The following is a 19,299-nucleotide window of genomic DNA, read 5'->3' on the forward strand; positions in this document are numbered from 1 at the left end:
AATTAGCCCTCATATAAGGCACTCGGTCCTGACAAGGCAGGTACATTACGAAGATACAAACATTCACCTACTTTGCCTACCTCGCAATATACGTTTTTCTTTGAATTTATTAACTTAATGTGCATAACGTTTTCGTCGAATGAAGTTGAAAACGACACCGAACAATAAGATAAACAGCACCGGAACAAGGAGGTTCAGCAATTGCCATTTCAATTTTTCTTCGCGGAGTCGGACCTTATCCAACAAGCGCAATTTCACCGTTCGGGTACGAAGTTCCATCAGCCCCGAATCGTCACACAAATACTGTACTGCATTCACAAAAAATGCTTTGTTCCCAAAAGTTTGTTTCGCGTACCGATCATACCCGAGCGGTAAAATCTGAACTCCTTTGGGGCCTTTATGCACCTTATTCGCAATTAAATTTCCGTCCGAGAAGACCATCATCTTGGTGTGCGGACTCTCGTACTTCGGTTCCATTCCATTTGGCAAATGCAATTCGGTCAACATCCGGTTTTTGAATACCGACGAAAATCTTCCTTCGAGCAAAACTCCTACCGGGATGTGATGTTGCGTGAAAAGCTCGCGGGCCGGTGGTTCGTTAATCATATCCAGGCTCACCTCCATCGGCGTTTCGGTTGTCCGGGCATACGCCGAAGAAGTGAGAAGAACAGTTTTTTTCACATCCTGGTTTTCGCCAACCAGTTCGAGTGAGCTAACAAAATCAGCCATCAGGCGATTCAGGTTCTTTCCTACCGGCGAATTCTGTGAGGGCATCAGCAACGGCGAAAAATACCACGGTGCCGGCGTAAATTTTGGAGGCTGTCCGGTTAGTGCCGTATTCACCGGAATCATCCGGCACTGCACATCCTGAACCAAGTCGTGATTGAGACGAACACCGTAATGGAACAACTGATCCTGCAAATTCAATTTTCGCGGAAACGCCAGTGTCATCATTCCTTCGGAGAGGCTGTCCATGCTCACCTGCACCGGATCGATCAGCCACATCAGACGACCACCTTTCATGGCATACTGGTCGAGGGCGAACTTGTCTCTTTCGGGGAAAGCCTTTTCCGGATCGGCAACAATCACCGCACGGAAACTATCGGGCGCTGCCAGCAAATCATCAGGCGTGATTCGGACAACATCGTAATTCTCACTCAATGCATTGGAAAAATCTTTTACCTGCCACTGGTCCAACTCATGATGTCCGGTCAGGAAAGCTACTTTTGGCTTTTTCTTCTGCATCAAAACACGAAAAGCCCGGGCAAACTGGTATTCCAGCAATTCCACCGAACGGTTTAAATTCTCTTCAGCTGGTAAAGAAGGATCGTTTTGCAGGAAGTTGACCACCGTTTGGTGACCATGCAACCGAACAACAGCCGAAGGAAAAACAAGCCGCGTAGACGTTCCCTGATCGGTTTTGATGCGCAGATCGGTTGGCTTCAATCCTTCGTCAACCAACGAATCGAAATAACCTTTGCGCTGCGAAGGCTTTACTTCCTGGTAAGGATCGATGAATTGCACGTGAACCGGCGCACCGGCATACACATTCATATCAATCAACTTCTCTTTGACTGCCTTGGCCAGCTTTCGGAATCCAGCTGGTAACATATCGCCTTTCAGATAAACATTGACAACGGCTGGTTGGTCAACCTCTTTCATAATTTCGCGTGTCTGATCGGCCAGCGTAAAGCGTTTTTCCGCTGTAAAGTCAATCCGGAAGAAATGATTGGTCATTAAAACAGCTGCCAGTGCCGTAGCCGCAATGTAAATTCCCAATCGGAGAACTGCGCGCTTTTTAGGAAAACGCTTCCAGAAAAGGGAAATCTGCGTGAGGAGCAAAAACAAGCCAACCATCACCAGGAAGTAGTACAAATCACGCGAATCGAGCACACCCCGGCTCACCGACTCGTAATGCTGGTTAATTCCCAATGAAGAAAGAGTTTCGGCTACACCGGACGGAACCGGCAAGCCCGCAACAAAATCAAACCCCGTGTACCAGAAAAATGACAGAAACAGCGCCAGGATAAAAGCGACAATCTGGTTATCCGTTAATGAGGAGGCGAATAAACCAATGGAAAGGTAGATAGCCGCCAAAAAGAAAAGCCCCAGGTAACTTCCCCAGGTCGCCCCCGTATCAATGCTTCCCACCGGATTACCCAAATGGTAAACCGAAAAGAAATAAAGCAAAGTGGGCGCCAACGACAGAGCAACTACAACCAGTGCCGCTAAGTACTTAGCCAGCACTAACTGAAATGTGGAAAGCGGACGGGTGAGCAGTAACTCCATGGTTCCGGTACGCTTTTCATCAGCGAACATCCGCATGGTAACAGCCGGAATAAGGAAGAGGTAAACCCACGGAGCCATGGAAAACAGTCCGTCCAAAGTGGCATATCCATTGTCCGGAATATTATAATTTCCATTAAAGACCCAAAGAAATAAACCGGTGGAGAGTAAAAAAACGACAATCACCAGGTAACCGATCAGCGAACCGAAGAACTGGTTGATTTCCTTTCTGAACAGACTGTACATAAACGGCAATATTTTTCTATTGAATTATTTCAGCAGCTCAACCATCTGTTTGGCAGCCCGCGCAGCACATCCGGGTTCCCCTAACCGCTGGCGCATTTCGTCGTAACCGCTCAGCATTTTTTCCCGGTAGGCTTCATCTCCCAGAACCTGCTTCAATTCAGCGCTCACCGTATCAACAGTGCAACGGTCCTGGAACAATTCCTTCACAATTTCGCGGTTCACAATCAGGTTGACCAGCGAAAAATAAGGAATCTTCAGCAAAAACGGCCTTCCCCATCGGGCAATTTTCCCAAGCTCCATTTTATAACAAACCACCTGGGGAATATTCATGACTGCAGTTTCAAGGGTCGCCGTTCCGGAGGTCACCAACGCCGCCGTTGACTGTTGAAGCAATTCGTAGGTTTGATTAAAGACAACCGGAATATCTTTGCCCTTCAAAACCTGACGATAAAATTCCTCTGTCTGCGAAGGTGCACCGGCCAACACAAATTCATATTCCGGGAAACGCGATGCCGCTTCAGCCATTACCGGGAGAATGTTGCTGATTTCCTGTTTCCGGCTACCTGCCAGCAAAGCGATCAGCGGTTTTCCCGATAGTTGGTTACGCGACACAAATGTATCGAATGTCTCATCCTGATTAGGCCGCACCGCCAACTCATCGACAGTGGGATTTCCCACATAACGGACGGGATAATCGTATTTGGCGTAAAATTCAGTTTCGAAGGGAAAGATCGTGAACATCTCATCGATGAATTGCTTCACCTTCTTCACGCGTTTGGTTTTCCATGCCCAGATTTTCGGGGAGATATAATAGAATGTCCGAATACCGTGTTCCCTGGCAAATTTCGCCATGCGCAGGTTAAAACCAGGATAGTCTACGAGAATCAGTACGTCAGGCTGCCAGGCAAGCAACTCCTTTTCTGCCAGCTTGAAGTTGGCCTTAATCTTATCCAGATTTCTCACTACCGTGATGAAGCCCATGTAAGCCATTTCACGGTAGTGTTTCAGCAATCTACCACCTTCGGCTTCCATCAAATCGCCCCCGAAATAAAGAAACTCGGCCTGCGGATCTTCCTCTTTCAGTTCGCGCATCAAATGCGAGGCGTGTAAATCGCCCGATGCTTCACCGGCAATGATAAAATACTTCACGCGTAGCAAGATTTATAATTAGATGAATCGAATTAAATTCCGATAGAAAGTCAAAATCGCCTAGGACAATTTCACGATAAAAGCCACCACGGCATATAAAATCGTTGCCAATAATACGCCTCTTCCCGAACGCAACCGATTTCCACGAACAAACAGCATGAATAGTCCGAGATTAGGAAAAACCGCCAGGCTTAACACGTGAATAATCGTATTCGTTTCCACTAAGCGATGAATAAATGCTGAAAATGGCATGTATCCAAACCGGAATAAATAGTATAACACAAAGAATACTACCGGCATCAAGGCTCCGGCTAACACACCCAGCCAAATATTATTCAGCTTCACAGGCTGCTTTTGTTGTTCCTGATTCTCCATGGTTAAAACTTCCAGGTTTTCATGTGTTGGAACGCCTGGTAAGCTGTCAAATCGATGGTGACAGGAACAACTGAAACATAGCTGTTCTTCAGGGCAAAATCGTCAGTATCGCGGGCTTCCGCTTCAGCGTTATTGAAATAGCCGGTTAACCAGTAGTAACTTTGGCCATGAGGATCGGTCCGGTGTTCGAACTCCTCTTCCCACTTACCGCGTGTTTGTCGACAGAAATTAATGCCTTTCACCTCTCCTTTCGGGATATTCACATTCAGGCAAACGCCATCGGGCAAACCATGTTCGGCCACTACCTGGAAAATACGGGCAACGGCCACTTTGGAACGGGCAAAGTCGGCATCGGTGTCGTAGTCATTCAATGAAAAACCGATGGAAGGAATGCCGTGAATACAACCTTCGATAGCACCGCCCATCGTTCCGGAATACAAAATGGAAACCGAACTATTGGCTCCGTGATTAATTCCGGAGATCACAAAATCGGGTAACCGCTCGAGCAACTGGTTACAAGCCAGTTTCACGCAATCAACCGGTGTTCCGGTACATGAGTAAATTGTGAGACCCTCTTCTTCCTCCAGTTTATTCACGCGCAGCGGCCGATCGACCGTAATGGCATGCGACATGCCGGAGCGAGGACTATCAGGAGCCACAACGACAATGTCGCCAAATAGGCGCATTACTTCAGTTACTTCCTTTAATCCTTTGGCATAAACACCATCATCGTTGGTGAGCAATATGAGTGGTCGTTCGTTCATTTTCCGAATTTTTCCATTTTTCAACAAGAAAACAAAGATAATCGTTCACGCCGAACAACTATCATCCGGATGAAAAAGTTGTATGATTCTTATGCAGTTAATTTCAAATGAGGCTCATGACATGGCGGGTGATTTCCAGGAATTATCGGTTGAATTGCATTTCGGTTTTGGCATCATACCGAAAATCGTACTTTTGTTTGTAAATTTTCATGTATTGAAGAAAGAAGTAGTCATTATCGGAACTGCATGGCCTTTCAGGGGAGGACTGGCCGCATACAATGAGCGCCTGGCCCGCGAATTTCAGGCGTCAGGCTATAAAGTTCGTATCGAAACATTTACCCTGCAGTATCCCAACTTTCTTTTCCCGGGAAAAACCCAGTATGCCGATTGGGAAGCACCGAACGATCTCGACATCCGGGCCACGGTCAATTCCATCAATCCGCTCAATTGGAGAAAAATCGGTAACCGTATCCGGAAAGAAGCACCGGACATCGTCATTTTCAAATACTGGCTACCGTTCATGGCGCCCTGCTTCGGCACCATTGCACGACGCGTCCGGAAGAACAAAAAAACGAAGGTAATTGCCATTGCTGACAACATCATTCCGCACGAACCACGTCCGGGAGATAAACCCTTTACCCGCTTTTTCACCAAAGCTGTCGACGGATTTGTAGCTATGTCGAAAAGCGTATTCAACGACATTGCCAAATTCGACCAAAACAAACCACGTGGCTTATGCCCTCATCCGCTTTTCGACAATTTTGGGGCTCCGCTTCCGCGGGAAGAAGCCGCCAAAGCGTTGGATCTGGATCCGAATTTTCGTTATCTCCTTTTCTTCGGCTTTATACGCGACTACAAAGGTCTCGACTGGCTTTTGGAAGCTTTCGCAGATGAACGCCTTCGAAAATATCCGGTCAAATTGCTGGTAGCCGGCGAGTTTTATGCTCCGCCAGACAACTATCTTCAACTCATTAAAAAACTTGAGCTGGGCGACAATCTTATTCTCCAAACAGATTTTATTGCCGACAGCGAGGTGACAAAATATTTCAGCGTGGCTGACATGGTTGTTCAACCCTATAAATCGGCGACACAAAGCGGCGTAACGCAAATCGGCTACCACTTCGAGAAGCCCATGTTGGTAACCGATGTTGGTGGTTTGTCGGAAATCATTCCCGACCAGAAGGTAGGTTACGTGGTACAACCGAATGTAAAAGCGATTGCTGACGCGTTGGTTGACTTTTATGAAAATAAACGTCAGGCTGAATTTGAAGAACAGGTAAAAGAAGAAAAGAAAAAATATTCATGGCAGCGGATGGTAGAGACCATCAGCGAAGTGTACAACAAATCGTCTAATGTATGATCATCCGAAGTAAAGCTCCGTTACGAATTGGACTGGCCGGCGGCGGCTCCGACGTTTCGCCGTATTCTGACCTGTTTGGCGGCGCCATTCTGAATGCCACCATCAGCATGTATGCTTATGCTACGATCGAACCGCGAACCGATGGTAAAATCATCCTGAATGCAGTCGACAAAGGCGAGCATCTCACATTAGCCTCTGCCGGGCAACTTCCCATCGATGGTCAGCTCGATTTGCTGAAAGGCATTTACAACCGGATTGTTCGCGATTTTACACAGAAGCCGCTGTCATTCACACTGACTACATACGTGGACGCGCCCCCCGGATCGGGACTGGGCTCTTCCTCAACATTGGTAGCGGCAATTCTTGGTGCTTTCGCCGAATGGCTGAAACTTCCGCTGGGCGAATACGATATCGCACAACTGGCTTACGCCATCGAACGGGTCGATTTAGCTCAGGCCGGTGGAAAACAGGACCAATATGCTGCGACTTTTGGCGGAGTAAACTTCATGGAGTTTTACAAAGAAGATAAGGTGATCGTGAATCCGCTGCGCATCAGCCAACGCGTTCTGGACGAACTGGCTTTCAACCTGGTTCTTTATTACACCGAAACCAGTCGCCTCTCCTCGACCATCATCGAGCAACAGCGGGAAAATGTCACTAAAAAGAATACTTCTTCCATAGAAGCCATGCACAACATCAAGCGGCAAGCTATTTTGATGAAAGAAGCTTTGTTGAAGGGAGAATTGGACCAGGTGGGAACGATTCTCGATTTTGGATGGCAGAACAAGAAAAAGATGGCGGAAGGGATTTCCAATCCGCAAATTGACGAAATTTACGACACCGCATTAAAAGCCGGAGCCACCGGAGGAAAAATTTCAGGCGCCGGCGGTGGTGGATTTATGTTTTTTTATTGTCCGGGAAACACCCGCTATCCGGTGGTGGAAAGCCTGCTGAAATTTGGCGGTCAGGTCAAACGGTACGGATTTACCAAACACGGCCTGAGCACCTGGACCAGTTAAACTGTACGCAAATAAAACCATGATAAGAGAACGCATAACCGAAGCGCTGGACGTAAAACGTCGCATTCTGGAAAACGACGATTTAATTGCGAAGATTGAGCTCGTAGCAGCATTGATTACACGCACCTACCGGGAAGGAGGAAAAGTTCTTTTCTGCGGAAACGGTGGAAGTGCTGCTGATGCGCAACATTTGGCTGCAGAACTTTCCGGTCGTTTCTACCTCGACAGAGACCCTCTCGACGCCGAAGCCTGTCACGTCAACACATCGTTTCTTACAGCAGTTGCCAACGATTATGATTTTGAAACCGGCTATGCCCGTTATATCAAAGCAACCGGAAGAAAAGGAGACGTGCTGGTTGGTATTTCAACGAGTGGAAACTCAGGCAACATTGTGAAAGCGATGGAAACTGCCCGAAACAAAGGGATGCATACCGTTGCGATGACCGGTGAAACAGGTGGAAAACTGAAAACGCTGGCCGATATACTGCTCAATGTTCCATCAACCGATACGCCCCGCATCCAGGAAGCTCACATCCTGATGGGACACATTTTCTGCGAAATTGTAGAAAGTAACCTGTTTGGTCAACCAGACAATTAAGCCATGTGTTATGCGTTAAAATAATGTATAACCGTTACACCAAACTAAGAAATGAAAACCGTTGAAGCCATTATATTAGCCGGCGGGCTGGGTACCCGTCTCCAGGATGTTGTTTATGACATGCCCAAACCCATGGCCGCTATAAACGGCAAACCTTTCCTTTCCTATCTTTTAAATGAACTTTCGACACAAGGCATCGAGCGGGTTATTTTATCGGTAGGGTACAAATACAAAATGATTGAAGCATATTTCGGTCATCGGCACGCTGGGATGGAGATAGTATATGCCGTTGAGCCGGAGCCGCTGGGAACCGGAGGAGGCATCAAGCTGGCCCTGGAACAGGTAACCAGTGAGCGTGTTTTCCTTTTCAATGGAGATACGTTATTCAAAGTACCTCTGGCTGAAATGGAGAATTTCCATCTGAAGAAAAATTTCGATTTAACCCTGGCCGTGAAAGAATTGACCGACTTCGATCGTTATGGTCGTGTCGAAATTACAGAGGGGAAGATTCAGGCGTTTCACGAAAAGGAAAAAGTAGCGCAGGGATTTATCAACGGAGGTGTTTACCTGATGGAAAAAGATATCCTGCAAAAAGGAAGTTATCCAGCCAAATTTTCCTTTGAAAAAGATTTCCTCGAAAAGCAAATCGGGCAGATTTCCTGCGGAGCTTTCCCGGCTAACGGATATTTTCTCGATATCGGGATACCGGAAACCTACGAGCAGGCACAGAATGATTTCCGCCGATTGGAAAGTGGCGAATAACCCAAAATTCACGATCCCACAACCTGAAGTCAGAAACAAAACGAACTTTCGCAACGTTTCAACGAAAACAACCATTCGGCAACCACCCGGATTTGACATTTTGGCAAAACAATTGTGCATTCCTGATTCAGTCCTTCGCCTATTGCGAAAGAAGATTGAATTATATTTCACAGGGATGAAATATTTAACCGGTAAAAAATTATTTTTACCAATTCGAAATAGCTGATTACAAAACATTTTAAACAGCAATTGAATGGGTTTACAGACCGAAGCCGAAAAACGATACATCCAGGACATCTTCGACGATTTGCTGAAATCGTTCAACCGTCCGCTGACCGACGAAGCGAAGGCGCTTATTGTAAAAGCCTTCAACTTCGCCAACAAGGCTCATTTGGGTGTGCGCAGAAAGTCTGGTGAACCCTATATCGTTCATCCCATCGCGGTAGCGAAAATTGTTACCAGCGAAATCGGCCTCGGCGCCAAATCAGCTACAGCCGCGATTCTCCACGATGTAGTGGAAGACACCGACTACTCGCTTCAAGATATCGAAAATATGTTTGGTGAGAAAGTAGCGAACCTCGTTGACGGTTTGACCAAGCTATCGGGAACCTTCGATTCCAAACAGGCCGTTAACTTCCGGAAGATGCTACTCACGCTTTCGGATGACGTACGCGTAATTCTGATCAAACTGGCCGACCGGTTGCACAACATGCGCACCCTCGATTCGATGCCCCGGAACAAGCAGCTGAAAATTGCCGGTGAAACCTTGTACGTATTTGCTCCGCTGGCTCATCGTTTGGGACTTTACTCCATCAAAACAGAGCTGGAAGATCTGAGTCTCCGATACAAACATCCGGAAGCTTACCAGCAAATCGATTTGCAGCTGCACAACCAGGAAGAGCGCATTAATTACCTGGTGCATGTGTTTGCCAAACCCATTCAAAAGAAATTATACGAGGAACATTTCGATTTCACCATCAGCGGGCGACCGAAATCCATCTATTCCATTTGGAATAAGATGCAAAACAAGAAAGTCTCCTTCTCCGAAATCTACGACCTCCTCGCAATCCGCATCGTCTTTAAACCCAAACCCGGCCTGTCAGAGAAACGGCAGTGTTTCGATATCCTCTCCCTCATTACCGACATTTACAAGCCCAAGCCCGACCGTATTCGCGACTGGATTACCATTCCCAAGGCAAACGGTTACGAAGCACTTCACGTCACCGTGATGGGGCCGGAAGGTCAATGGGTAGAGGTACAAATACGGACCGAACGGATGGATGAAATTGCCGAACGTGGTTTTGCTGCCCACTACAAATACAAGGGCGATAATTCCGCGGAAAGTGAGATAGACCGATGGCTCGAAAAAATCCGGGAGCTGCTTCAGAACCCGGAATCCGATGCGCTCGACTTTCTCGATGAGTTCAAGCTCAATTTGTATTCGCAGGAAATCATCATCTTCACGCCGAAAGGCGATATGAAAATGATGCCCAAGGATGCAACCGTTCTCGATTTTGCATACGACATCCATACCGAACTGGGAAACAAATGCATTGGGGCCAAGGTAAATCACCAATTGGTTCCTATGAGTCATGTGCTTAGTAGTGGCGACCAGGTCGAAATCCTTACTTCCGATAAGCAAAACCCGAAACCATCGTGGTTGGAAATTGCCGTTACCGCGCGAGCCAAGTCCAAAATCCGTGACTCCTTCAAACAAGAGCAACGCAAACACATCGAGAACGGACAAGAGATTTTGCGCGAAGAGCTGGGAAAATTAAACGTGCTACCCTCGGCCAATACCTTGAAAAAGCTGATTAATCACTTTGGCCTGCACACCAAAGAACAGCTGTATGCAGAAATCGGGATGGGGCTTTTGAAGCTCGAAAAGCTGGAAGAGATTCTGCAAAAGAAGTCGGAAAATAAGTTTGTCAAATTCTGGAAACTAACCTTTTCGTCAAAGAAAAAATCATCAGGTCCGGTTATCGATAAAAAGAAACCCTTCCTTCTGGAAGAAAATCCGGAGCAGAATAATTACATCCTGGCAACCGACTGCAACCCGATTCCCGGTGATGATGTGGTTGGCTACATTGCCGACAGCGGAAATATTCTAATTCATAAAAAAACCTGTCCGGAAGCGATAAAACTGATGTCGAGCCAGGGAGACAATATTCTTGAGGCTAAATGGACCCGTTTTAAAGTTCTGTCCTATCTTTCCCACATTTACATCAGGGGATTCGACCGCCAGGGAATGGTGAACCAGATTACCAATGTGATTTCCAATGAATATGGAATCAATATGCGCTCCATAAATTTTGACACACATGATGGTGTTTTTGAAGGGAACCTTTATCTTTACGTCCATCATACAGAGGACCTGGATAACCTGCTTTCTAAGCTAAAAGAGATAAAGGGAATTGACTCGGTTGAAAGAAAGGAGCTTTGATTTGAAAAATGACTCCAGAAATTTATACTTATTTGAATTAAATTTTATATTTTTACCTCTCTATTTAAACTTGGTTTAAGTATGAATAATCCGCAGAAAACCAAAGAAACAGTAAAAAATATTTTTACGGAATACCTTGAGAAAAAGGGTCACCGTAAAACGCCTGAGAGGTTCGCAATTTTAGACGAGATTTACTCCCGGGAAGGACACTTTGACATCGAGTCGTTATACATCTCGATGAAGAATAAGAACTACCGGGTGAGTCGTGCAACGCTCTACAATACGATCGAATTGCTTCTCGATTGTAAATTGGTGGTGAAACACCAGTTTGGTAAAAACATAGCACAATTCGAGAAAACGTTTGCCTCTTCGCAACATGACCATTTGATTGATTTGAAAACAGGCGAAGTTCTGGAATTTTACGATCCGCGAATACGTGAGATAATTGAAGAAGCTTGCAAAAATAACAATTTCAAGTTGTCTCACCACTCACTTTACCTGTACGGGGAGCGTATCGATAACGACTGAATATATTGACGCAAATAGTTTTATTATCAATACCCGGTCCCGCCATTCGGCGGGATTTTTTATGCCCCCTCGGAAAAAAGTTGTAATTTTAGCCGTAATTTTCCAGCCGTCGACAGGCCGTACCGGCCAGCTACAATCACAGTAGCAAGTGGTTCTGAGTTAATTACATAGAATCTTAAATCAAAACCGGTTCCGCTAATCAGAGCCTGAATACTTAACATTTTTGAAAATGAAAGTAGACGTACTTCTAGGCCTTCAATGGGGTGACGAAGGTAAAGGAAAAGTTGTGGATGTACTCACCCCCCGTTACGATGTAATCACTCGTTTTCAGGGAGGTCCCAACGCAGGTCACACCCTCGAATTTAACGACATCAAACACGTTTTACACACCATTCCTTCCGGAATATTTCGTGGCGACAAGATTAACATCATCGGTAATGGTGTAGTTATTGACCCCTGTATTTTTAAGAAAGAGATTGATTCCCTGAAGGAAATAGGATTTGATATCACCGGAAATTTATTCATTTCCAAAAAGGCACATCTAATTTTGCCGACACACCGACTGTTGGATGCAGCTTCGGAGGCAGCCAAAGGTGAAGGGAAAATTGGTTCCACTCTAAAAGGAATCGGACCGACCTATCGTGATAAGATTGGTCGGGAAGGACTTCGGGTAGGTGACATTCTCAGTAATTTTGAAGAAAAATACAAAGAACGTGTCAAACAGCACACGGACTTACTGAGCAACTATTATCACTACGACTACGAAGCCGAACTGGCCGAATACGAAAAAGTATGGTTCGAAGGCATCGAAACCCTGAAGCAGTTCCAGCTGATTGACAGTGAAAACTACGTCAACAATCTGTTGGCAACCGGAAAGACTGTGATTGCTGAAGGAGCGCAGGGAACGTTGCTGGATATCGACTTTGGCTCCTATCCGTTTGTAACTTCGTCCAACACGGTTTGTGCCGGAGCGTGTACCGGACTGGGCATCGCTCCCAACAAAATCGGTGATGTGTTCGGTATTTTCAAAGCGTATTGCACCCGTGTAGGAATGGGACCATTCCCGACGGAATTGTTCAATGACGAAGGCCAGCAACTCCGCGACAAAGGAAATGAATACGGTTCAACCACCGGTCGTCCGCGTCGCTGCGGATGGCTCGACCTGGTAGCACTAAAATATGCCATCATGATCAACGGTGTAACCGAATTGATTATGATGAAAGCCGATGTGTTGGATGAGTTTGAAACCATCAAAGTTTGTACCGCTTACCGTATCGATGGAAAAGAAACGGATGAATTCCCATACGAACTGGATGAACATGTCGAACCGGTTTTCACCGAATTGCCGGGATGGCATACCGAAATCAGTCATCTTACCCAGGAAGATCAGTTCCCGGATGAGCTGAAATCATACATCAGCTTCATCGAGGAACAGGTGGGCGTTCCCATCCGCATCGTATCGGTGGGGCCAAACAGAGCTGCAACCGTTATTCGAGAAATCGTTTAAAATCTTTTAATCCCCACAAATCCCGGTCATTTGGCCGGGATTTTCTATATCCTTCTTTCAATATTTCATAATCTGGAATGCATTTACATTACCATAAAATTATGGTAACTAAAAACCTATAAGACAACACTTCTCCTTCTCTGCCTTCAACCCTTGGAAAAATCTACATAATTAGCTTGTTTAGTCAATTTATCAGTATATTTAAGGTTTAACATCCTCCACGACATATTATGCAGACATTGAACGACCATTTGGGACTATATACCGACTTTTACGAACTCACCATGGCCCAGGGCTATTTTCTTTCCGGAAAGAAGGACGAACAGGTTACGTTCGACTATTTCTTCCGGACCAATCCTTACGAAGGAGGTTACCTGGTTTATGCCGGCTTAGGTGAAGTTTTAAGATTGCTGAAACATTTCAATTATTCCGATTCAGATATTGAATACCTGAAGGAAACCGGACTTCATCCTGATTTCATCGAGTACTTGAGAGATTTCCAATTCAATGGACGAATTATCTCCATGAAGGAAGGGGAAATCGTCTTTCCGGGCGAACCGATACTACGTGTTGAAGGAAATATTATCGAAGCACAGCTTATTGAAACGATGCTGCTGAATCTGCTGAATTTTCAGTCGCTGGTAGCAACGAAAGCTTTCCGGATCAAACATGTTAGCAAAGCGAAAACATTTGTCGATTTTGGTCTGCGCCGGGCTCATGGACTGGGAGGTATCCACGCATCCCGGGCCGCTGTCATCGGCGGAGCATCAGCTACCTCCAACGTATTCGCTGGCAAAGCATTCAATATTCCGGTTTCCGGAACGCTGGCCCACAGCTGGATTCAAAGTTTCGAAGACGAACTGGAAGCGTTCCGCACATTTGCCGACATCCATCCTAAAAATACCGTTCTGCTGGTTGACACCTACGATACGCTAAAAAGTGGTGTCCCGAATGCCATCAAAGTGGCGAAGGAGATGGAAGCACGCGGAGAGAAAATGATAGGTATCCGGCTCGACAGTGGTGACCTTGCTTACCTGAGCAAACGAGCCCGAAAACAACTGGATGCAGCCGGACTTGAATACCTTCAGATATTCGCCTCCAACCAGCTCAACGAGCACGTAGTTAAAAGTCTGGAAGAACAGGAAGCGCCCATAGACGCCTTTGGGATTGGAACCGAAATGGTGACCGGAAAGCCGGAAGCTGCCCTCGATGGCGTATACAAACTGGCTGAGTGCAACGGTACTCCGCGAATGAAAATTTCGGAAAACATTGAAAAAGTAACCCTTCCGGGAAAGAAAGAAGTCTATCGTTACTACGATGAGGAAGGCTTTTTCTACCGCGATGGGATTTTACTGGCTGATGAAAATCCGAATGAAGCTGAATACATTTATCATCCGCATCATCCTGAAAAATATACACAGGTATCACATCTGAGAAGAGAGAAGCTGCAGCACGTTGTTTACGAAAATGGTGAACCAACTGAAGAACTGCCTTCGCTAATGGAAATCCGTGACTACCTGATGACTCGTGCAGCATTATTACCTTCAGAACACAAGCGTTTTATCAAAGCACACATCTACAAAGTTGGAATTTCGAAAAACTTGTATAATTTAAGATGCGAGTTGATGAAAAAAGTGGATAGCAAACTCTGTCAGACCGAAATAAAACCGAATTAATGGAAATCATTCGCCCGACTTTAGTATTGGACAAAAAGAAATGCCTGTCGAACATCGAATTTATGGCCAACAAGGCCGAAAAGCATAAACTCCGCTTCAGGCCACATTTTAAAACCCATGTTTCTGCAGAAATAGGCTCCTGGTTTCGGGAATATGGAGTCACTGCCATTACGGTATCCTCTGTGCAAATGGCTGAATATTTTGCAGAACAGGGATGGGATGATATCACCATTGCCTTTCCTGTCAATCCGCTTGAAATTGACAACATCAATGCATTAGCACAAAAGATTAAGCTCAATCTTGTTGTCGAGACTCATGAAATTCTGAAATTCCTCAATAATAAGCTGACATCCGTGGTCGATTTTTATGTGAAAATTGACACCGGGCACGGTCGTACAGGTATTGAAGCCGACCGCGAAGGGCAAATCGAAAATCTGCTGGAATATGCTCTGCTGTATAAGGAAAATGTAAAATTCAAGGGATTTCTCTCTCATTCAGGTCATACCTACAAAACCAAAGCCCGCCATACCATATACAATATCCACTTCGATGCGCTGATGAAACTGAACCGTCTGAAAACAAAATTTTCCCCGGTATTCCCCGATTTGGAAATTTCCATCGGTGATACTCCTTCGTGCAGCATTAGCGATGATTTCCGTGGCGTTGACGAAATCCGGCCCGGCAATTTTGTATTCTACGATTTGATGCAACAGCAACTCAGCGCATGTGAATACGACCAAATTGCCATTCGGATGGTTTGCCCTGTCGTATCCAAAAATCAATCACGAAATGAAGTGGTCATCCATGGTGGAGCCGTTCATTTTTCGAAAGATTACATCATGAATATCGATGGTAAAAAACTGTACGGACGCATCGTCAGGAGAGATGGCAACAAACGCATTCTTTTGAACGAAATGAATTACCTGCACGATTTGTCGCAGGAACATGGAATATTGAAGGTTTCGCCGCAGGAATTCAACAAATTCAAAATTGGCGACCTCGTCGAAATTCTCCCGGTCCATGCCTGCCTGACAGCGCACGCAATGGGTTATTACCTGACGGATGAAGGCGAGATTATCGAAACCATGCCCCGGCACTGATAAAATACTACAAAACAGATAACAAGAAAAAAGCTTTCCCGTTAGAGGAAAGCTTTTTTTAATGCTTGTAAGGAATTAATCCTTTATTTTTCTTCTACATTTTTCAGTGTCTCAACCAGGAATTCCCAGAATTTGTTCACTGATTCAATGTGTACTTTCTCATCAGGAGAGTGAGGAGAACGAATGGTCGGACCAAACGAAATCATATCCCATTTGGGATAAACGGCTCCGAGCAAACCACATTCCAACCCGGCATGAATCGCCTTAATCTCCGGTATCTTACCGAATTTATCATTATAAATCTGCTGCATCTGCTTCAGAATCGGTGAAGCCATGTTCGGCTTCCATCCGGGATATCCACCTGTAAATACAACAGTAGCTCCGGCCAGAGAGAACACACTGTCGATACGATCAGCCAGATAATCTTTGGCTGTATCAACCGAACTACGCAACAGACACTGAATGGCGATGGTTCCATTCTCCGATTTAATCGAAGCAAGGTTTGTTGAAGTCTCTACCAGTCCGGGCATATCGTCGCTCATGCGGATAACACCGTTCGGGCAGGCATTCACCGAATCAATCAAACCATCCTGAACCGCCTCGTCAATCAACGATTTCGGCATATCAGCTTCTTTGGCTACAAAACTCAGGTTCGGTTCGCGACTGCTCAATTCCGCTTTGTATACCTCCTCGTATTTCGCAACCGCTTTCTTCAACGCATCAACATTCTCTTCAGGGACAACGATGTTAGCTGTACCTTCACGGGGAATTGCGTTACGCAACCCACCAGCGTTGATTCCGGCCAGACGAACATCCAGTTCAGTTACCGCATATTTCAGAAAACGAACCAGCAATTTGTTGGCATTTCCCAGACCCAGAATAATGTCCATTCCTGAGTGTCCACCTTTCAATCCGGAAATAACCAAATCAAAAGCTTTCACGCCGGAAGGAACAACCACCTGGTCGAATTCGAACTCGATGTTGGCGTCAACACCACCGGCGCAACCAACATACAATTCACCTTCGTCTTCCGAATCCATATTCAAAAGAATATCACCTTTCAGGACATCGTTCTTCAACCCAAAAGCGCCTGTCATCCCCGTCTCTTCGTCACAGGTAAAAAGGGCTTCAACCGGTCCGTGCTGCATATTTTTATCAGCCAGCACGGTCATGGCAGCTGCCACACCGATACCGTTATCAGCTCCCAGGGTCGTTCCCTTAGCGGTTACCCAGTCGCCATCAACGTATGCATCAATCGGATCATTTTCAAAATCGTGCTTTGTATCGTTATTCTTCTGCGGAACCATATCGAGGTGGCCCTGCAAAACAACACCTTTCCGGTTTTCCATTCCCGGGGTAGCCGGTTTGCGAATGATAATGTTACCGGTTTCATCCTTGATGGTTTCCAGTCCCAGCGATTTTCCGAAGTTCTCGATAAACTCCTGAATTCTTGCCTCCTTTTTGGATGGACGTGGAATTTGAGTCAGTTGATAGAAATTTTCCCAAAGTGCTTTGGGCTCCAGATTGGTAATCTCTTTACTCATAATTTTCGATTATAATAATGTTTAAAACAAATTTTCTAATGTCCTGAACAGCGAATGATTAATGGAAGTTTTCTTTTGAATCCTTAAAAATAACAAATCAGAAGGAGGTTTGCCCTGTCAAAACTCATGATTTCCCCGAGAGGGAATAACAAAAAGGGCCGACCGGAAAACGGTCAGCCCTTTGAATTTATCAGTATTCTTAGGTGTTAGCTCTCGATATTTGGTTTCTCGAGACCATATCCTTTCTTGAAATCTTCGCGCTTCAACAGGAAGGCAAACAACAGGGCCAAAATTCCCAGCAATGTAAACATCAGAATGTCGTACTGGTAATCATACCGGATGTTCAGCTTCTCTTTGGTCACCACTTCGAAAGTAGCTTTCTTGAAAGTAGAGCCCATTTTGTCCAGCACTTTTTCCTGGGTTACTCCCATCTCCGGACTTCCCAACATGTTCAGGTTACTGGAAACTATTGAATTTTCAACTTTCTCCGGATTGATTTCGCTCTGCGGTGTAGGCACATAAGAAGCCGACTCAACAATTGAATCGACCACACCACTGGTTGTTTTCTCAATGGCAATATTCAGCGCTTTAGCGTCCAGGGTAATGTTCTCCTTCTTCAGCGCCTGCGTGTAACTCATCTCAACAGCTTTCCGGATAATGGTCTTGTTCGGTGCCACATTCGGGTTGGTCGAGTTCAGTACAACACCCAACAAAAGCGGAATCAACATCAGACCAATGTTCTGGATGAAGAAGATAACAGCATAAGCTGTTCCCAATTGCTTTTCAGGAATAATTTTCGGTACTGATGGCCACATGGCTGACGGCACCAGCGAGAAAGCAATACCAAGAATGACTACCATGGCGGCGGCAAAAATCCAGTTATCAAGGGTCGGAATAGAAAGGAATCCATGCACCACAATCAACATGACAGCACCAATGATCATGATGGTCGCACCTTTTCCTTTCTTATCGTAAATACCACCAAAGAAAGGAGTCAGGAAGATGGTTCCGAAAGGCAACAAGCTAGGAATCAACCCTGCCAGCGAAGGTGATACATGATATTTGTTGATAATGAAGTCGGTTGCGTAGAATAAGAACGGGAAAACCGCACCATAGAAGAGAACACAAAGGATGGCGATGTACCAAAACGCTTTGTTCGAAATAATCATCACGATATCCCTCAAACGGAACGGCTCCTCTTCTTCAACTTCGATGTGCTCTTCCGACTTATCGAGTTTGGTATCCAGTACGATATAGGTGATAAACGCGATGACTCCCAACAACATCAGGATGAAGGCAAACGCTACAGGAGCCCTGTAAGTAAAATGAAGAGCCAATGGCAGCGAAATCGCCAACGCTAAAGCAGTTCCCAAACGGGCAATCGACATCTGCAATCCCATTGCCAACGCCATCTCTTTACCCTTGAACCATTTCACAATCGCCTTCGAAACGGTAATTCCGGTCGCCTCACTTCCTACACCAAAAATGGCAAATCCAATGGATGAAAGAAGTACTTCCGTTTTGATATCACCAACCAGCGGAAGAGTAACATGAGCGCCGGCGGGGAAAGGTGCCGTAATAGCCCAATAGTTAACACCTGTACCCAGTACCATTAAAACGGTAGCACCTAAACCGGTAATCTTAATCCCCAGACGGTCAAGTATAATACCGCTGAAAATCAACATCAAAAAGTAGACGTTAAACCAGGCATAGGCAGAGGTGTAGACACCAAAATCAGAACTTGTCCACCCTAAAGCACTTTCAAGAATTGGCTTTACAGGCGACAAAGCATAGTTAAAGTAATATGCACCAAACATCGAAAGTGATACGACAACCATCGCCGTCCACCTTGCTTTTGGTGATTCCCTCAACGATTTTCGAATTGCTTCAGTCATAATTATCTATTTACTTACAAATGATTTTTTCCTATTGGCAGCCCAAA

At 45.6% G+C, this 19,299-nt stretch carries 15 protein-coding genes; 9 read left to right on the top strand and 6 right to left on the bottom strand.

What is annotated here, in order from left to right:
• Nucleotides 1–114: 114 nt before the first annotated feature.
• From gldG to surE, 4 genes are read right to left on the bottom strand one after another with little or no spacing between them, the layout of a single operon-like run.
• Nucleotides 115–2,532 (bottom strand): gliding motility-associated ABC transporter substrate-binding protein GldG, encoded by a 2,418-nt coding sequence (gene gldG / locus CLV93_RS15365; protein ID WP_106543100.1) that lies wholly within the window; start codon nt 2,530–2,532, stop codon nt 115–117.
• A gap of 24 nt (nt 2,533–2,556) precedes the next feature.
• On the bottom strand, nt 2,557–3,681 hold the full coding sequence (gene lpxB / locus CLV93_RS15370; RefSeq protein WP_106543101.1) for a lipid-A-disaccharide synthase: 1,125 nt from the start codon (nt 3,679–3,681) through the stop codon (nt 2,557–2,559).
• A 60-nt stretch (nt 3,682–3,741) separates the two neighbouring features.
• The gene (locus CLV93_RS15375) at nt 3,742–4,056 is read right to left on the bottom strand and encodes a hypothetical protein (protein ID WP_106543102.1); all 315 of its coding nucleotides are present in this window, start codon (nt 4,054–4,056) and stop codon (nt 3,742–3,744) included.
• Nucleotides 4,057–4,058: 2 nt separating this feature from the next.
• A complete protein-coding gene (gene surE / locus CLV93_RS15380; protein ID WP_106543103.1) occupies nt 4,059–4,820 on the bottom strand; it encodes a 5'/3'-nucleotidase SurE in 762 nt (253 codons plus the stop codon).
• 91 nt (nt 4,821–4,911) lie between these two features.
• Here surE and CLV93_RS15385 point away from each other — a divergent pair, with 91 nt between their 5' ends.
• From CLV93_RS15385 to CLV93_RS15425, 9 genes are all read left to right on the top strand, one after another.
• A complete protein-coding gene (locus CLV93_RS15385) occupies nt 4,912–6,180 on the top strand; it encodes a glycosyltransferase (RefSeq protein ID WP_211297872.1) in 1,269 nt (422 codons plus the stop codon).
• Nucleotides 6,177–7,199: a GHMP family kinase ATP-binding protein gene (locus CLV93_RS15390; RefSeq protein ID WP_106543104.1), complete on the top strand. Its 1,023-nt coding sequence runs from the start codon at nt 6,177–6,179 to the stop codon at nt 7,197–7,199. Before CLV93_RS15385 ends, CLV93_RS15390 begins: the two co-directional genes overlap by 4 nt.
• A 19-nt stretch (nt 7,200–7,218) precedes the next feature.
• Nucleotides 7,219–7,797 (top strand): D-sedoheptulose-7-phosphate isomerase, encoded by a 579-nt coding sequence (locus CLV93_RS15395; RefSeq protein ID WP_106543105.1) that lies wholly within the window; start codon nt 7,219–7,221, stop codon nt 7,795–7,797.
• 51 nt (nt 7,798–7,848) lie between these two features.
• A complete protein-coding gene (locus CLV93_RS15400) occupies nt 7,849–8,559 on the top strand; it encodes a nucleotidyltransferase family protein (protein ID WP_106543106.1) in 711 nt (236 codons plus the stop codon).
• Nucleotides 8,560–8,812: 253 nt separating this feature from the next.
• Nucleotides 8,813–11,002 (top strand): RelA/SpoT family protein, encoded by a 2,190-nt coding sequence (locus CLV93_RS15405; RefSeq protein WP_106543107.1) that lies wholly within the window; start codon nt 8,813–8,815, stop codon nt 11,000–11,002.
• A gap of 81 nt (nt 11,003–11,083) precedes the next feature.
• Nucleotides 11,084–11,530 carry a Fur family transcriptional regulator gene (locus tag CLV93_RS15410; RefSeq protein ID WP_106543108.1) on the top strand — a complete coding sequence of 149 codons (447 nt, stop codon included), beginning with the start codon at nt 11,084–11,086 and terminating at the stop codon, nt 11,528–11,530.
• A gap of 229 nt (nt 11,531–11,759) precedes the next feature.
• Complete coding sequence (locus CLV93_RS15415) at nt 11,760–13,037, top strand: adenylosuccinate synthase (RefSeq protein WP_106543109.1); 1,278 nt, start codon at nt 11,760–11,762, stop codon at nt 13,035–13,037.
• Nucleotides 13,038–13,267: 230 nt separating this feature from the next.
• A complete protein-coding gene (locus tag CLV93_RS15420; RefSeq protein WP_106543110.1) occupies nt 13,268–14,713 on the top strand; it encodes a nicotinate phosphoribosyltransferase in 1,446 nt (481 codons plus the stop codon).
• Nucleotides 14,713–15,813 (top strand): alanine racemase, encoded by a 1,101-nt coding sequence (locus tag CLV93_RS15425; RefSeq protein ID WP_106543111.1) that lies wholly within the window; start codon nt 14,713–14,715, stop codon nt 15,811–15,813. The genes CLV93_RS15420 and CLV93_RS15425 overlap by 1 nt, the downstream gene beginning before the upstream one ends.
• An 83-nt stretch (nt 15,814–15,896) precedes the next feature.
• Here CLV93_RS15425 and CLV93_RS15430 read toward each other — a convergent pair whose 3' ends face one another.
• A complete protein-coding gene (locus CLV93_RS15430; protein ID WP_106543112.1) occupies nt 15,897–17,357 on the bottom strand; it encodes an aminoacyl-histidine dipeptidase in 1,461 nt (486 codons plus the stop codon).
• Nucleotides 17,358–17,563: 206 nt separating this feature from the next.
• On the bottom strand, nt 17,564–19,252 hold the full coding sequence (locus CLV93_RS15435) for an MFS transporter (protein ID WP_106543113.1): 1,689 nt from the start codon (nt 19,250–19,252) through the stop codon (nt 17,564–17,566).
• Between the last annotated feature and the right edge of the window lie 47 nt (nt 19,253–19,299).

It is taken from the genome of Prolixibacter denitrificans, from assembly GCF_003014495.1.
Lineage (GTDB): Bacteria > Bacteroidota > Bacteroidia > Bacteroidales > Prolixibacteraceae > Prolixibacter > Prolixibacter denitrificans.

Coding starts and splice junctions, on each gene's coding strand:
- CLV93_RS15420 (WP_106543110.1), top strand. CDS start 13,268: ATGCAGACATTGAACGACCATTTGGGACTATATACCGACTTTTACGAA.
- CLV93_RS15375 (WP_106543102.1), bottom strand. CDS start 4,056: ATGGAGAATCAGGAACAACAAAAGCAGCCTGTGAAGCTGAATAATATT.
- CLV93_RS15390 (WP_106543104.1), top strand. CDS start 6,177: ATGATCATCCGAAGTAAAGCTCCGTTACGAATTGGACTGGCCGGCGGC.
- CLV93_RS15400 (WP_106543106.1), top strand. CDS start 7,849: ATGAAAACCGTTGAAGCCATTATATTAGCCGGCGGGCTGGGTACCCGT.
- CLV93_RS15385 (WP_211297872.1), top strand. CDS start 4,912: ATGCAGTTAATTTCAAATGAGGCTCATGACATGGCGGGTGATTTCCAG.
- CLV93_RS15425 (WP_106543111.1), top strand. CDS start 14,713: ATGGAAATCATTCGCCCGACTTTAGTATTGGACAAAAAGAAATGCCTG.
- CLV93_RS15395 (WP_106543105.1), top strand. CDS start 7,219: ATGATAAGAGAACGCATAACCGAAGCGCTGGACGTAAAACGTCGCATT.
- surE (WP_106543103.1), bottom strand. CDS start 4,820: ATGAACGAACGACCACTCATATTGCTCACCAACGATGATGGTGTTTAT.
- CLV93_RS15405 (WP_106543107.1), top strand. CDS start 8,813: ATGGGTTTACAGACCGAAGCCGAAAAACGATACATCCAGGACATCTTC.
- gldG (WP_106543100.1), bottom strand. CDS start 2,532: ATGTACAGTCTGTTCAGAAAGGAAATCAACCAGTTCTTCGGTTCGCTG.
- CLV93_RS15435 (WP_106543113.1), bottom strand. CDS start 19,252: ATGACTGAAGCAATTCGAAAATCGTTGAGGGAATCACCAAAAGCAAGG.
- CLV93_RS15430 (WP_106543112.1), bottom strand. CDS start 17,357: ATGAGTAAAGAGATTACCAATCTGGAGCCCAAAGCACTTTGGGAAAAT.
- CLV93_RS15410 (WP_106543108.1), top strand. CDS start 11,084: ATGAATAATCCGCAGAAAACCAAAGAAACAGTAAAAAATATTTTTACG.
- CLV93_RS15415 (WP_106543109.1), top strand. CDS start 11,760: ATGAAAGTAGACGTACTTCTAGGCCTTCAATGGGGTGACGAAGGTAAA.